We start from the raw sequence: 14,016 nt of genomic DNA, 5'->3' as shown, positions 1-14,016 counted from the left end.
TTAAAAAATAATCACACCACGACTGCACTACTCTGACTGCTTTATGCGATAGCCACACTATCTGACGTTATACTTAATTCAGCGTTGTAGCAGGCAGCCCTGACCTTGTGATCAGCCAGGAGATTCATTATGAAACCTCAGGTTAAAGCCTTTTTTCATAAGCCGACCTTTACCTATACTTATGTGGTTTACGATGGAAAGAATCCTCAATGTGCTTTGATTGATCCGGTACTGGATTTTGATTACAAGTCTGGCAGAACCAGCCATGAATCTGCCGACCAGGTGATTCAGTGGATACAGGAGAATCAACTGGAACTCAGCTGGATTCTGGAAACCCATGCTCATGCGGACCACATTACAGGGGCTAAATACTTCCAGCAGCAGTTGGGGGGTGAAATCGCCATTGGCGACCATATCCATCTGGTTCAGGGAGTGTTTAAAAAGGTCTTTAACTACGGCGATGAGTTTATTGCCAACGGCCAGCAGTTTGATCGTTTACTGGGCGACAATATCACCCTGCCATTAGGGGCGCTTGAGATTAAGGTGCTGCATACACCGGGGCATACCCCAGCCTGTGTCAGCTACGATATCGGCGGCAACCTGTTTGTGGGGGATACCCTGTTTATGCCTGATGTGGGAACAGCCCGTTGCGATTTTCCTGGTGGTGATGCTGCAACGCTCTATGACTCTATCCAGATGTTATTGAGTTATCCTGATGAGACTGCACTGTATATGTGCCACGACTATCCGCCGGAAAGAGAAGCGCGTTATATGTGCACGGTAGCCGAACAGAAGCAAGATAATATTCATGTCGGTCGCGGCACCAGTAAAGCGGATTTTGTCGCCATGCGCAGCAGCCGGGATGCAACCTTAGAAATGCCAGCACTGATTCTACCGTCAATTCAGATCAATATTCGCGCAGGTGAATTGCCAGATGCCGAAGATAACGGCACCTCTTATCTAAAACTGCCTTTGAATATGTTCTAACGGGAAGTTCGCAATAGAGAAGGCAGTAATAGCCGGAAAATGAATAAAACTGAGAAAGAATCAGTCATAACAGACCCGAGTATTCCATAGAATGCTCGGGCCTTTTGCTTTGACCAACAAGGCCTCTTAACCCAAATCCTATGTTGATGGCTTATCCGCTCGGCAGACAGGCCCTGGGTTATCTATCATTAGTACATACAAAAAAGTAAGTCTTGGATTCAAGTAATAAGTGCAATCCAATTTTACGCAGAGAGTCAATCAACTCGCTGCGCCATAAGGATACTTCAGTGTCGCCTTACTCCCTTAAAACAAGGTAACCGTTGATTATCCAAGCTTATATGCCGACATATACTGTCGATATTGCTTGGTTAGGCATTCTTCTAAATAATGGGCGTTCTATATTACTTTTTATTCGCCAGTACATGGTGCCTCTCCTTGATTACCTTGCAAGGTCGACCAACCTTACAAGCTTGTGAAGCTTGCACGGGCGGATGAATAAAATGTTGATGGAGATACTCAGCAACAATTCGCCATAACCGATCTTCGCTGCGCTCGACGGTTAGGCTTTACGTTAGTTTTTCAAATCTAAGATAGGAGATAAAGATGAAATATTTTAAGGAAGTGTTTTTAATAATAACTCTTGTTGTCTTGAGCGGCTGTGAAGAAGAACCGGGAGTAGATACACCTGACGATTGCGATATACCTAACCTGAGCTGGTCGAGTGTAAAAGAAGGATATGATAGCAAAGCCGTAATCGAGATTGCTTCGAGCTTATCTGCTGTTGCAAAAGTTAATGCCGGCAAAATTAAGGTGTTAGATGAAGGAGCTGCAAGTGCTGAGTTGAAAGCAGGCCTTTCAAAAGTTATTAACAATGCTTCGACAAAGGAAGCAAAAGTATCCAGAGAGTTTTTTGAGGCGGCCAAGAAATACCGCATACAAATGTGTGTCCTTACTCAGTCCTTAGACAAGGGGCGTCTAAAATCTCAAGCTGCACGTGATATGGCAGAAATAAAGCTTATCGAGTTTTCCACTAGTTTTGGTGAGATTAAGAGTGAAGAGGAAAAAAAAACAATAAAATAACTGGAAGAATTGTTTCAAACGGTTTGGCTGTGTTTGGAGCGGAGATTTATGCTAAATATGGCCAGCACATAATCAGCAATACATTTAGTACAAATTCTGAAGGCGATTTTGACATTTCTCTTAAAGATGGCGCGCTTCTATTTCCGGGTAATGCAAATATCCAATTACTGATTAACCATCGCGATGTGCAATATTTCCATAACTACCCAAGCAGTGAGTGGAATGTCCCGCAGTTGATAAAAATTAAGGATTTAAGGGCAAATGTATCTGCAAAACTGAAGCAGCAGCCATTAAGGAGTGAGAATAGCGTTTCAACATTTGATGTCATTATTTCCAATAAAGGGGTAAATGAAATACATTATTCAAGTATTTCGTTATCTTTGAAGACCACGGAAACTGATTGCTCTTCAATAATGAAGAGCGGTTATGATAGTGTTTCTTCTGTCATTATGGTTGATTTGGATAGAGGTGTTAGTACTACAGGGACTGCAGAGCCCATAGTAGATAAGGTATATAAGAGTTTTTATAACAAAAACTTATGTGCTGACATAACTGTATTTCAACCAATCAGTGTTCCTCCAAAATCTACCAAAAGAATTCGATTTGATATACAGAGTACCGAAGCTCGGGATGATCTAAATAAATACGCCAATGGTCTTGGCCCTTATGGAAGTTATTCATCGGATACTGGGCATGTATACCAAAAAACTGAAAGATTGGAAAAAAGCGATTTGCGCTATTACTTGATTGAAGGAAGTATAATTTTTGGGTTTATTGATGAGGCAACACCTAAGGGTAAGGTTTATGTTTCAGATAATATCGAACCAGGCACGTTTTTAAGCGATGTCGGGACAATTAAGAAAACTAACAAAAAAATCCAACCGACCGCCAAAAGCGGCGGCTGATTTTGGCGTTATACCGCAATCAATCATCTAACCTTTTCATGGCGTTACGGTAAACATCGCTACGTTCGCGTTTTCCGACTGCTAAGACGGTTACAATGATGACATCGTCTTCAACTTTGTAGACGAGACGGTAGCCCGATTGACGCAACTTAATTTTATACATGTTGTCAGCTCCAGAAAGCTTTGAAGCCGGAACATATGGGTTATCTAAGCGCTCGATTAGCTTTTTCTTAAATTGTTGTTGTAGAGTAGACCCAAGCTTTTTCCACTCTTTGAGTGCGCTCTTTTTAAAGTCGAGTTTATAGGTCATCAATATTTACCGAAATGCTCTCTTCAGATTCACGCTCTTTAGCAATAGCTAATAGTTCAAGATCTTCGAGTCTGTCCATCATCATTTCGTACGCTTCGGCAGGTACGCAATAAAATACTGGCTCATTTCGGTTTAGTACAGCAACAGGTTCGCCGTAAGCACTAGTTGCAACTTTCATAGGGTTAGCTTTCAACTCAGTAATGCTTGCAGCAACATCAGCTAAAATTCTAGTGGTCATATAATCGGTCTCTTAAATAGTCTTTATATTGGTCATTTTGGCCTTAGCCAAGCGGTATAACAAGTAATTTAAGAGTGATTCGCTTCGCTCAAGTATAGCCAAGCGTTGCTCGCACCTTAATGCGGCGTTATATGCCAGTAATCAGAAAGTCGATAGCAGAGATGATCTCGTCTCTAAAAGTGCTTAGATTATTTACAGGCTCTCTTAGAATTTTGGTAGGTACACTTGCCATTTGATGAGTCAGAACTACGAAATCACCTTCATCAATATGGATTACGGGGCATAGATGGCTGGGCGCTTTTTTCTCTAATAGCTCAGTAGGCGTTAACGGAATAACTAACCGAGTGTTCAATGTATCAAGCAATTCATTTTGAACGTCAACAAAATATGGGTATGCGGTTGAAGTGCTTTTATCGTTGTTTTTGTATAGCGAAAATTGTGACATTAGAATACTCGGTAAGAATCAGAAAATAGTCCGTGGTTTTCGGTTAGCTCGTTGCAGGCGTTAATGGCATCAGCATTTTGCTCTAACCATTCAGCTTTAAGGCGTTGACTCACTTCTTTCTCAAGTGCCTTTTCCATTGTTGCCGAAAGGTTTATATTTAAGCGTTTAGCCTCAGCAAGTAACTCACTGTTTAGGCTTAAGTTTGTAGCTTTCTTTGGTGCTTGTGTGTTGTATGCGTTTCTCATGATGGCATCCTATGCGTATTGTGTGTGCGCATAAATTATAGGTGTGATGCAAGCATGTAACAAGGCGTTCAAGTGGGGTTCATGCCGCGTGGCCTTTTTGGTATGCGGTGGTTTTTGGTGGTGAAAGTGGTCTGCGGAAAGCTGGTTTAGGCTGCATTCTGAAGCAGGGCCATTGTCGGCAAACATCTGCTTTTCGTTTCTATGCGTACAATATTTACCAGTCACACAAATGCTTAATACAGGCTGATTAAAATGTTCTGGATAGTCATATTACTCATAGTCGCGATATGCGTCTTCCTGCCGAGCCTGTGGGTTAAGCATGTGATGGAAAAGTACAGGCAGCCAGCTGATCGCTACCGCAATCGGGGAAGTGGTGGTGAACTTGCGCGCCACCTGCTGGACCGCTTCGGTCTGAGCGACGTCGGGGTAGAGGAAACCTCTGTTGGTGATCACTATGATCCGGTCGCTAAGACTGTGCGTCTGACACCAGACAATTATACAGGATACTCACTGACAGCCGTGACTGTAGCCGCCCATGAGGTGGGGCATGCCATTCAGGATTCACGTGGCGAGTCCTTGTTCTTGGCCGGGCAGAAACTCGTAAAGGCTGCCGTGATCGGTGAGCGTATTGCTGGTGTGATGCTGGTGGCTGCTCCGCTTGTTCTAATGTTAACCCGCCTGCCGCAGGCGGGAGCGCTTACGATAATGATTGGCGTTGTTTCAATGGCACTAGGTGCCTTGGTGCACCTGATGACCCTTCCGGTTGAGTTCGATGCCAGTTATGGCAAGGCGCTGCCGATCCTGAAGGAAGGCGACTATTTGCACGACGGTGATCTGGAGCATGCGGAGAAAATTCTCAAGGCGGCGGCGCTGACCTATGTCGCGGCCTCGCTGGCCAGCTTGTTAAACCTGGGCCGATGGATCACGGTGTTCCGTCGGTAGTGGTCGCTTGATGCCAGAGGCTTGGCAAGTGCTATATTATTGAGCGGGCAAGATATCAGGATAGTGTGGGTGAGTTGCTGTGCACGCATCCATAAAAAAACCGCTTAGGGCTGTTTATAAAAAACATACCCTCAAGCGGTTTTTTTGCAGTTAGCAATAATCAGTCTGGAGATTAGTCGTCCAGCAGATTACGGCCTTTGCTTGCAGCGATGCGCATACGCAGTGCATTCAGCTTGATAAAGCCTGCTGCGTCTTTCTGGTCGTATGAACCTGCATCGTCTTCGAAGGTTGCGATGTTCTCGTCGAACAGGCTGTCGTCAGAACGACGGCCAACAACGATTACGTTACCCTTGTACAGTTTCAGGCGAACGTCACCGTTTACAACTTTCTGGGATTCGTCGATCATCTTCTGCAGCATCTTACGCTCTTCAGACCACCAGAAACCGTTGTAGATGATCTTCGCGTAACGCGGCATCAGCTCATCTTTCAGGTGTGCCGCTTCACGGTCCAGTGTGATGGACTCGATCGCGCGGTGAGCACGCAGCATGATGGTGCCCCCTGGGGTTTCGTAACAACCACGAGACTTCATGCCTACGAAGCGGTTTTCTACGATATCCAGACGACCTACACCGTTCTCACCACCCACTTTGTTCAGGTATTCCAGAACAGTGGCAGGGCTCATCTTCTCGCCATTGATGGCTACGATGTCGCCTTTTTCGTAGGTCAGCTCCAGGTAAGTCGCTTCATCTGGCGCTTCCTCTGGAGATACGGACCAACGCCACATATCAGCTTCGGCTTCCTGCCAAGGATCTTCCAGGATGTCGCCTTCGTAGGAGATGTGCAGCAGGTTAGCATCCATGGAGTACGGAGATTTCTTCTTCTTGTTGGAGAAATCAACAGGAATGTTGTGATCTTCACAGTACTTCATCAGGGTTTCACGGGACGTCAGATCCCACTCACGCCATGGTGCAATGACGTGAACGCCTGGTTTCAGTGCGTAAGCACCCAGTTCGAAACGTACCTGGTCGTTGCCTTTACCGGTTGCACCGTGAGAGATGGCATCTGCACCTGTCTCGTTCGCAATTTCGATCAGACGCTTAGCGATCAGAGGACGTGCGATAGAGGTGCCCAGCAGGTACTCACCTTCGTAGATGGTGTTCGCACGGAACATCGGGAATACGAAGTCACGGACAAACTCTTCACGCAGGTCTTCGATGTAGATCTCTTTTACACCCAGTGCTTCGGCTTTCGCACGCGCTGGTTCTACTTCTTCACCCTGACCCAGGTCTGCCGTAAAAGTTACAACCTCGGCATTGTATTCATCCTGTAACCAACGCACGATTACAGACGTATCCAGACCACCAGAGTAGGCCAGTACCACCTTTTTAATATCTGACATTTGTTGCTCCACGCTGACTCAAATCAACCCAGACTTATAGTCGGGCCGAAAGAAACGTTTTTTGTAAAAGCTGAAATTGCGACAACGATAAACGGCTATCCGTGACAGACTCCAATAAGGTTTGTTGAGTCTGCTGAGATAGCCGCTCCGTGTTCGAATTGGTCAGAAGCCTCGCCTTAGCGAAGACTCTTTTCAATTTTGAGGCGTAGTATAAACCCAATAAGCGCTGCAATGAAGCAGGCTAGCCAGTGAAAACCACTTTTTCACTGGCTAATGCCTTGGGTTGAAGGCTGAGGATAGCGTTGTCTCTAGCGATCGATCTTAGCTGGACGCAGATCCAGTGCTCCATCCGAGCGATTCGAGCGCTCAAGTCGAATCGTTACCCGTCGGTTCTTGGCTCGATTCGCTTTTGTTGTATTGGGAACGATAGGATAACGCTCACCATGATAGCGCGCCGTAATCATCGCCTCATTCACACCAATATCCAGCAGATAGTTCAGCACGGCATCGGTACGCTCTTTGGATAGCTTACGGTTATCACGACGGGAGCCGTAACTGTCGGAGTGACCATCCAGATAGATATACTTTACGGTGTCATCGGCATTGATATAACGCACAATCAGATCCAGTAGATCACGATCTTTGTTGGTCAGAGCAAAACCACCACCAGGGAAATATACCACTGAGCGACCGATCTGGTCATAGTTCACAGGCAGCAGTTCACCGGCACAATCGATATATTTGCGATAGGCTTTCTGGAATTTCAGCGCACTGATATGACCACGAATCTGGGCAAAACGTTTATCGCTGGGTTCCTGCAGGAACGTTGGGTTCATACCACGACCCAGAGCGTCGATCATCAGATGGGTCTGCTCTGAACCGATACGTACACCCGCTTCACCCTGTTGCACATCAACCTTGCCGATATCCAACGGTGGCATACCCGGTTGCCACTCGGCAGGCATAGCGATCAGTTCTGCTTTACCTTTTCTTAGCGGTTGGCCTTTGGGCTCCAGGAAAAATTCGACATCTTCACCGGAACGATGGGTGAAGCGCGCGGTGCCCATGCCTGGAATTTCATGCCAGAGCTCACAATATAACTTGGATGGTTCCGTGGCCTCCCATTGGCTATCTTCGATACCTGCGCCATAGTTGGCGGCATGAGCTACACCCGATATCAGCGCGCTTCCTGTGACTACACTTCCAACCACAGGAACCAGCGAGCTAACCAATTTTCTCAGCTGCTTAAACAATGCCATTGACCCGGATCTCCTTGATTCGTAAGAGCTCTATTTTGCCACTTCCACCGGCAAACTCAAAACTTTAAGCGTCAGAACCTATGAAGGTGATTTTGAATCAGTTACCATCTGCCGCTGAAGTTTTTATTCGACGTGCTAATACGGTTATTTATCTAATATTTATTTAACAAATGCACAGAATAAAGGGCACATCATTGTTAACGCTTTTGTTTAAACGTTTCTGTTAAATAGTAAGGGAGCAAAAAGCCTTGGAATCTTTTTCCTCTGAAGCGGATTTCTATTACGAAAAACACCCGCTTGCATACCGGTTTCGGGGCTTTCTGCCTGTCGTCGTTGACGTGGAAACAGCAGGCTTTAATGCTAAAACCGACGCGCTTCTGGAGATCGCCGCGGTCACGTTAACCATGGATGAAAACGGTTATCTACACCCCTACAACACCTACTCATGTCATGTGGAACCTTTTGAAGGTGCCAATATTGAGCAGGCGGCGCTGGAGTTTACCAAGATAGATCTGGATAACCCGATTCGTAAAAGCATGGCAAAAAGCGAGCAACAGGCGCTGGGCGAGATTTTTAAGCCGGTACGGAAAGCCTTGAAAGAATTTGATTGTACCCGTGCAGTATTGGTGGGACACAATGCCAGCTTTGATCAGGGGTTCTTAAATGCTGCAGCTGAACGCAGTGGCATTAAACGCAATCCTTTCCATCCGTTCTCCAGCTTTGATACTGCAACATTATCAGGCTTAGCTTATGGGCAAACTGTACTGGCCAAAGCATGCAAAGTTGCAGGTATCGAGTTTGATAACAGTCAGGCTCATTCTGCACGCTATGATACAGAGAAAACTGCAGAACTATTCTGTGCGATTGTCAATCGCTGGAAAGAGCTGGGTGGTTGGGAGCTGGCGGCACAGGAACAGCATCGTCTAAGAGATTGATATCTTGCGATAATTTAGTGTTGACTGACCCACACAGCAGCAAAAAATAAAAAGCCCGATATTGTATGGTTCATACCAAAACAATATCGGGCTTTTTTATGGGTTGTTGAAACGATTTAAAATCAATCCAACAACCCTAAGTCAAAAAGCGTTAATTCTGCTTATAAAGGCAGAAATTACAGCTTGTCAGACTCTTCGCTCAGGTAAGCAGCAACGCCGTCTGGAGAAGCAGTCATACCCTTGTCACCTTTGTTCCAGCCCGCTGGACAAACTTCACCGTGCTCTTCAGTGAATTGCAGCGCGTCAACCAGACGCAGCAGCTCGTCCATGTTACGACCCAGTGGCAGATCGTTAACAATTTGAGAACGTACGTTACCTTCCTGATCGATCAGGAATGCGCCACGGAATGCAACACCCGCATCGTGCTCAACATCGTATGCCTGGCAGATTTCGTGCTTAACGTCAGCAACCAGAGTGTACTTAACAGGACCGATACCACCTTCGTTGATCGGAGTGTTACGCCATGCGTTGTGAGAGAACTGAGAATCGATAGAAACCGCTACAACTTCAACGTTACGTGCTTTGAACTCTTCCATGCGGTGATCCAGAGCGATCAGCTCGGATGGACATACGAAGGTGAAGTCCAGAGGGTAGAAAAATACCAGACCGTATTTGCCTTTCAGAGCTTCGGTCAGGTTGTAGTTATCAACAATCTCGCCGTTGCCCAGTACTGCTGCTGCAGTAAAATCAGGAGCTTTTTTTCCAACCAATACGCCCATTTTTCATTCTCCAATCATTGGGGTAGTTCACAGTAAAATTAGTCTCGGCAAGTGCCGACAGACCAGCCAGACTTAATTTGATTTCCATGCTTTAGAAACCACTCAATTATAGCCAGCCAATCTGTTTTGTTGAGGATTAATTCAGCCTAATTCAAAGAAGCTGTATCAACCCTCTGAAAATCAGGATGCCGCGTTAGCAGAAGCTTCAGAGATCAGCGTCTGCAGTTCACCGTTTTGGTACATCTCTACAATGATGTCACAACCACCGACCAGCTCACCGCTCACCCACAGCTGAGGGAACGTTGGCCAGTTCGCGTACTTAGGCAGTTCGGCGCGGATATCCGGGTTATCCAGAATATTAACAAAAGCAAACTTTTCACCACACGCCATCAGCGCCTGTACCGCCTGCGAGGAGAAGCCACACTGTGGCATTTGAGGGTTGCCCTTCATGTACAGCAGGATCGGGTTGTTGCTAATCTGTTCTTTGATGGTATCGATGGTTGTGCTCATTATTGAACCCTTTGATATAACGGCAAAAACCGGTTATGGATAAACAGCGAAACCAAAGCCTTAAAGAGTCAGCAATACTTTTTCTGGCATCCTGACTCAGAAGGTATAGAGGTAAACTTTGTTTCGCTGTGTATTAACCGAGTAATATGGTCAATTTTAACGCGCTTATTTGAAAAATGAAGTCTTAATGACGGTAATTCAAGGGTATCGGCCAACTTTTTCTTCCGACGAGATAATTATATCCACCTACTTTGGTCTAAAATGGCCTTTAAAACACAGCTTACCCACTTTCTTCATTGAATTGTCATTGACAGCCTGAGCAATTCTCTATAGCTTTGATTTTTTGGTCCCGAAACGGCAGCTTAATTAAGCTGCCGTTTCTATTTAGGGAGATATCATGGCAAGACATTTTTTGACCCTTCTGGATCTGACGCCAGATGAACTGGATTATGTGATTGACCGGGCCATTACTATTAAAAAAGGCCTGAAAGCAGGGGAGATCTATGAACCTCTGAAAAACAAAGTGCTGGGTATGATTTTTGAAAAATCATCCACCCGTACCCGCGTCTCTTTTGAAGCAGGCATGACTCAATTTGGCGGCAGCGCTATTTTCCTGTCCTCCCGTGATACCCAGCTGGGTCGTGGTGAGCCGGTAGAAGACAGTGCACGCGTCCTGTCCGAGATGATTGATGCGGTGATGATCCGAACCTTCGATCACGCCACGGTTGAGCGCTTTGCTGAATACTCCAGTATTCCGGTTATTAATGCACTCACCGATGATTATCACCCATGTCAACTGCTGGCTGATGTACAGACCTTTGTTGAGCTGCGCGGCAGTATCAAAGGCAAGACGGTAGCCTGGGTTGGTGATGGTAATAATATGTGCCACTCCTATATTAATGCAGCCCGTCAGTTTGGTTTTCATCTGAACATTGCTTGTCCTGAGGGTTTTGACCCTATGCCTGAGCTGATGGAAGCCAATAAAGAGCGTATTACCCTGGTGCGCACACCAGAGGAAGCGATCAAGGATGCACATCTGGTCGTGACTGATGTCTGGGCTTCTATGGGACAGGAAGAGGAACAGGCGGAACGTGAAAAAGCCTTTGCCGGTTATCAGATCAGCCCAGCGCTGATGAATACCGCGGCTTCTGATGCCCTGTTTATGCATTGTTTACCTGCACACCGTGGCGAAGAGATCAGCGAAGATATGCTGGACGATGAGCGCTCCGTTGTATGGCAGGAAGCGGGTAACCGTTTACATGCACAGAAAGCCTTGCTTGAATTCCTGATTCTAGGCAGAATTGAGAATTAATCGTAACAAGCATCTAAGGCATTAAAAAAGCCCAGTTTATGCTGGGCTTTTTTGTGCCATAAGGCTGTGTTTTGGCCATAGAACAGAAACAAGGACCCCATTATGAGTACGCTGCTCCAGGTTGAAGGCATTGAGTGTCGCTATGATCAACTGGTCATCACTCAGGATATCTCTTTTTCCTTAAATCAGGGTGATATCTGTTGCTTGCTAGGCCCCAGTGGCTGTGGCAAAACCACTCTTTTGCGTACTATCGCTGGTTTTGATCCTGTTTATGCGGGCAATATTAAACTCAATGGTGATGTGATCTCTGCACCAAATACTCAGGTACAGCCCGAAGAGCGCCGTATCGGCATGGTGTTTCAGGATTATGCTCTCTTTCCCCATCTGACGATTGGTGAAAATATCGCTTTTGGCCTGCGCAAACTGGCAAAGCGGGTACAGCAGGAGCGGGTGATGGAGATGCTGGATCTGGTCAGCATGCGTGAGCTGGTGGACCGCTACCCCCATGAGCTGTCTGGTGGTCAGCAGCAAAGGGTTGCATTGGCACGGGCTCTGGCACCGCGCCCCCAGATGATTCTGCTGGATGAGCCTTTTTCTAATCTGGATTTTGAACTGAGAAAGCATCTGGGTCTGGAAGTGCGCCGTATTCTGAAAAGTCTGGATATTAGTGGTGTATTGGTTACTCACGATCAGACCGAAGCATTCGCCATGGCGGACTATGTTGGCGTCTTAAATCAGGGCCATCTGCAGCAGTGGGATACGCCATACAATCTGTACCACGAACCCCGTAACCGTTTTGTCGCTAACTTTGTCGGCCAGGGTTATTTTATACCCGGTACGCTATCGGGCCATGATAGTGTAAATACCGAAATTGGAACGATTTCCGGCAACCGGGCCTATCCGTGGGATGACGGAACCAAGGTGGATGTGCTGCTACGTCCAGATGATATTGTGGAGTGCTCAAATGGCACTATTCGGGCTATTGTTGAACAGTCCACCTTTGCCGGTTCTTCTATTTTGTATCGTTTAAGGCTGCCTTCAGGACAGATCGTGGAATCCCTGTTTAACAGCCATGCGGAGTACAGAGTAGGCGATGAGGTTAAGATTCAGGTGAAAGCCGATCACTTGATTCTGTTTAAACAGCATGATCAGGATATAGCGGAATCCATTGTCTGACCCTGTTTTTTCTCCGGCGCAGCTTGAGGCTTCAAGAGGCTTTGCTTGCGCCGGATATAGATGGTGCGCTTTACCCGTGCAACGACATCCCCTGAACTGTTTTTAATCAACACATCGAACTCAGGCAGATACTTAGCGCCGTTTTTAGTATTGGCTTTTACCTTATCAATAAACCCTTGCGGCAAACGAAACTCAGCCCATACGGTGGAATCACCAGGTTTGAGATAGTCAATGGATGCCGTTTTATCCCACACCACATAATCCCGCCCCAAACGCTCGGACACCATTAAGACATAAAAAGGGTCTGTCATAGCGTAGAGCGAACCGCCAAAATGCTTGCCCATATGATTTTGGTTAAACCAACGCAGCTTCATACGCACCCGGGCAAACTTAAAATCACTGTCCAGTTGCTCAACCCTAATTCCTGCACCCAATAGCGGTGGCCAAAGACTTACACCCCATTTTAATAACCATGCTCTGAATCTCATTACCTCTGTGCCTCATCCTATCTAAACTATCTCTTTCGAAAACGCGTTCTCTAAAACGTTTTATCCCTGTGGGTAAGAAGGTTGGTCTAGGGTGAAACCCTGCCATAGCTAGATGACAGACTGAGTGGTCAGTACAACTTAATTGGAGTAATAAGCTGTCACTGTGATGGCTTTATGTCGTATCCAGTAGTCTGGTGTAAATGGTAGCCTGATGTAAAAAAGGCTGCCCGAAGGCAGCCAACTCTGGAATGGTGTCCAGGCGCAGCAGTGGCAGGAACCAGCGATAGATCTCAACCGCTTCAGCATAACGACCCTGCTGAGCCCGCTTGTACAGGGTGACGGACTCTTTCGGGAAAGCGTTGGTCAGGCCGGAGATCCAACCGGTCGCACCCAGCATCAGGGATTCCAGCGCGATATCGTCCACACCGGAGAACACGATAAAGCGGTCATCAAAGCGGTTGTACAGTTCGGTGATACGACGGATATCGGTGGTGGACTCTTTTACCGCGACAATATTGGCGCACTTGGCCAGCTCATCCATTACCTCTTCAATCACTTCGGTGAAATGTTCCAGTACATGCAAATAGATAATCTGAGCGTTGTGTTTGATCGCCAGTTGAACAGCCATGCGAAAATCAGAGCGACTGCCTTTGCCAAGATCGGAAGCACAAATAAGCATGCGGACTTCAGACAGCATGGTTATCCCCTGGTCAAACTCTGATGTGGCTCTTATCGATGGTTACAGGGCTTCTGGTGTCTTGATCACTTATGTTGTAGCTCTTTTGAGCTGTAACCGTTTCTCGTGAAAGGCACTGTAACCTATTGACGACAGTAAGGTAATCAACCGGATGGCTGATTTATCTCTGTTGTCCTTCCCTTGATTACAACGTATGACTGTGAGTATTTGCTTTTAGGGTTGGGGCGTTTGGCAGAGTAGATCTTTGTTAAGAATGCATTAGCTGAACTTATTAGCAAACGTGAACAGTACGATTAGAAGACTTAATTT

General features: G+C 46.3%; 17 protein-coding genes. 7 read left to right on the top strand and 10 right to left on the bottom strand.

Translation table 11 applies throughout. The annotated features are described in order from the left end of the window. Nucleotides 1–129: 129 nt before the first annotated feature. The 3 genes from H579_RS0107615 to H579_RS0107605 all read left to right on the top strand — a co-directional run bounded on the left by H579_RS0107615 (nt 130) and on the right by H579_RS0107605 (nt 2,972). Nucleotides 130–987 (top strand): MBL fold metallo-hydrolase, encoded by an 858-nt coding sequence (locus H579_RS0107615; protein WP_028300182.1) that lies wholly within the window; start codon nt 130–132, stop codon nt 985–987. A gap of 603 nt (nt 988–1,590) precedes the next feature. Further along, nucleotides 1,591–2,067, top strand: coding sequence for a hypothetical protein (locus H579_RS0107610; RefSeq protein WP_028300181.1), 477 nt, complete (start codon nt 1,591–1,593; stop codon nt 2,065–2,067). 29 nt (nt 2,068–2,096) lie between these two features. Continuing rightward, nucleotides 2,097–2,972 (top strand): hypothetical protein, encoded by an 876-nt coding sequence (locus H579_RS0107605; protein WP_028300180.1) that lies wholly within the window; start codon nt 2,097–2,099, stop codon nt 2,970–2,972. A gap of 19 nt (nt 2,973–2,991) precedes the next feature. On the opposite strand, the gene H579_RS0107600 is transcribed toward H579_RS0107605, so the two are convergent. The 4 genes from H579_RS0107600 to H579_RS0107585 all read right to left on the bottom strand — a co-directional run bounded on the left by H579_RS0107600 (nt 2,992) and on the right by H579_RS0107585 (nt 4,210). Further along, the gene (locus H579_RS0107600) at nt 2,992–3,282 is read right to left on the bottom strand and encodes a type II toxin-antitoxin system RelE family toxin (protein ID WP_028300179.1); all 291 of its coding nucleotides are present in this window, start codon (nt 3,280–3,282) and stop codon (nt 2,992–2,994) included. After that, nucleotides 3,272–3,520: a type II toxin-antitoxin system Phd/YefM family antitoxin gene (locus H579_RS0107595; protein ID WP_028300178.1), complete on the bottom strand. Its 249-nt coding sequence runs from the start codon at nt 3,518–3,520 to the stop codon at nt 3,272–3,274. The genes H579_RS0107600 and H579_RS0107595 overlap by 11 nt, the downstream gene beginning before the upstream one ends. 127 nt (nt 3,521–3,647) lie before the next feature. Then, a complete protein-coding gene (locus H579_RS30070) occupies nt 3,648–3,965 on the bottom strand; it encodes a CcdB family protein (RefSeq protein ID WP_028300177.1) in 318 nt (105 codons plus the stop codon). Further along, the gene (locus H579_RS0107585) at nt 3,965–4,210 is read right to left on the bottom strand and encodes a type II toxin-antitoxin system CcdA family antitoxin (RefSeq protein ID WP_028300176.1); all 246 of its coding nucleotides are present in this window, start codon (nt 4,208–4,210) and stop codon (nt 3,965–3,967) included. The genes H579_RS30070 and H579_RS0107585 overlap by 1 nt, the downstream gene beginning before the upstream one ends. A 252-nt stretch (nt 4,211–4,462) precedes the next feature. Between H579_RS0107585 and H579_RS0107580 the strand changes: the two genes are divergently transcribed. Next, nucleotides 4,463–5,152, top strand: coding sequence for a zinc metallopeptidase (locus H579_RS0107580; protein WP_028300175.1), 690 nt, complete (start codon nt 4,463–4,465; stop codon nt 5,150–5,152). Between the two features lie 172 nt (nt 5,153–5,324). Here H579_RS0107580 and H579_RS0107575 read toward each other — a convergent pair whose 3' ends face one another. Further along, nucleotides 5,325–6,563, bottom strand: a complete 1,239-nt coding sequence (locus H579_RS0107575; protein ID WP_281167023.1) for an argininosuccinate synthase — start codon at nt 6,561–6,563, stop codon at nt 5,325–5,327. A gap of 296 nt (nt 6,564–6,859) precedes the next feature. After that, complete coding sequence (locus H579_RS24715; protein WP_051227415.1) at nt 6,860–7,810, bottom strand: flagellar protein MotY; 951 nt, start codon at nt 7,808–7,810, stop codon at nt 6,860–6,862. A gap of 248 nt (nt 7,811–8,058) precedes the next feature. On the opposite strand from H579_RS24715, the gene rnt reads away from it, so the two are divergent. After that, entirely contained in the window at nt 8,059–8,745 is a 687-nt protein-coding gene (rnt, locus tag H579_RS0107565) for a ribonuclease T (protein ID WP_036565667.1), read from the top strand. 176 nt (nt 8,746–8,921) lie between these two features. On the opposite strand, the gene H579_RS0107560 is transcribed toward rnt, so the two are convergent. Together H579_RS0107560 and grxD are read right to left on the bottom strand one after the other, a co-directional pair. Beyond that, the gene (locus H579_RS0107560) at nt 8,922–9,524 is read right to left on the bottom strand and encodes a peroxiredoxin (RefSeq protein ID WP_028300172.1); all 603 of its coding nucleotides are present in this window, start codon (nt 9,522–9,524) and stop codon (nt 8,922–8,924) included. A gap of 180 nt (nt 9,525–9,704) precedes the next feature. Further along, nucleotides 9,705–10,034 (bottom strand): Grx4 family monothiol glutaredoxin, encoded by a 330-nt coding sequence (grxD, locus tag H579_RS0107555; protein ID WP_028300171.1) that lies wholly within the window; start codon nt 10,032–10,034, stop codon nt 9,705–9,707. A gap of 394 nt (nt 10,035–10,428) precedes the next feature. Here grxD and argF point away from each other — a divergent pair, with 394 nt between their 5' ends. Both argF and H579_RS0107540 read left to right on the top strand, forming a co-directional pair. Next, a complete protein-coding gene (gene argF / locus H579_RS0107550) occupies nt 10,429–11,346 on the top strand; it encodes an ornithine carbamoyltransferase (RefSeq protein WP_102049302.1) in 918 nt (305 codons plus the stop codon). Between the two features lie 102 nt (nt 11,347–11,448). Next, nucleotides 11,449–12,522, top strand: coding sequence for an ABC transporter ATP-binding protein (locus tag H579_RS0107540; protein WP_028300169.1), 1,074 nt, complete (start codon nt 11,449–11,451; stop codon nt 12,520–12,522). Here H579_RS0107540 and H579_RS24710 read toward each other — a convergent pair. Together H579_RS24710 and H579_RS24705 are read right to left on the bottom strand one after the other, a co-directional pair. Beyond that, nucleotides 12,495–13,010: a DUF4442 domain-containing protein gene (locus tag H579_RS24710; RefSeq protein WP_051227414.1), complete on the bottom strand. Its 516-nt coding sequence runs from the start codon at nt 13,008–13,010 to the stop codon at nt 12,495–12,497. The two genes, H579_RS0107540 and H579_RS24710, sit on opposite strands and share 28 nt — an antisense overlap. A gap of 172 nt (nt 13,011–13,182) precedes the next feature. Continuing rightward, a complete protein-coding gene (locus tag H579_RS24705; protein WP_028300168.1) occupies nt 13,183–13,707 on the bottom strand; it encodes a dihydrodipicolinate synthase family protein in 525 nt (174 codons plus the stop codon). Nucleotides 13,708–14,016: the final 309 nt, after the last annotated feature.

The organism is Oceanospirillum beijerinckii DSM 7166 (assembly GCF_000422425.1).
Taxonomy (GTDB): Bacteria; Pseudomonadota; Gammaproteobacteria; order Pseudomonadales; family Halomonadaceae; genus Oceanospirillum; species Oceanospirillum beijerinckii.
This window is presented reverse-complemented; position numbering and strand designations above follow the sequence as displayed.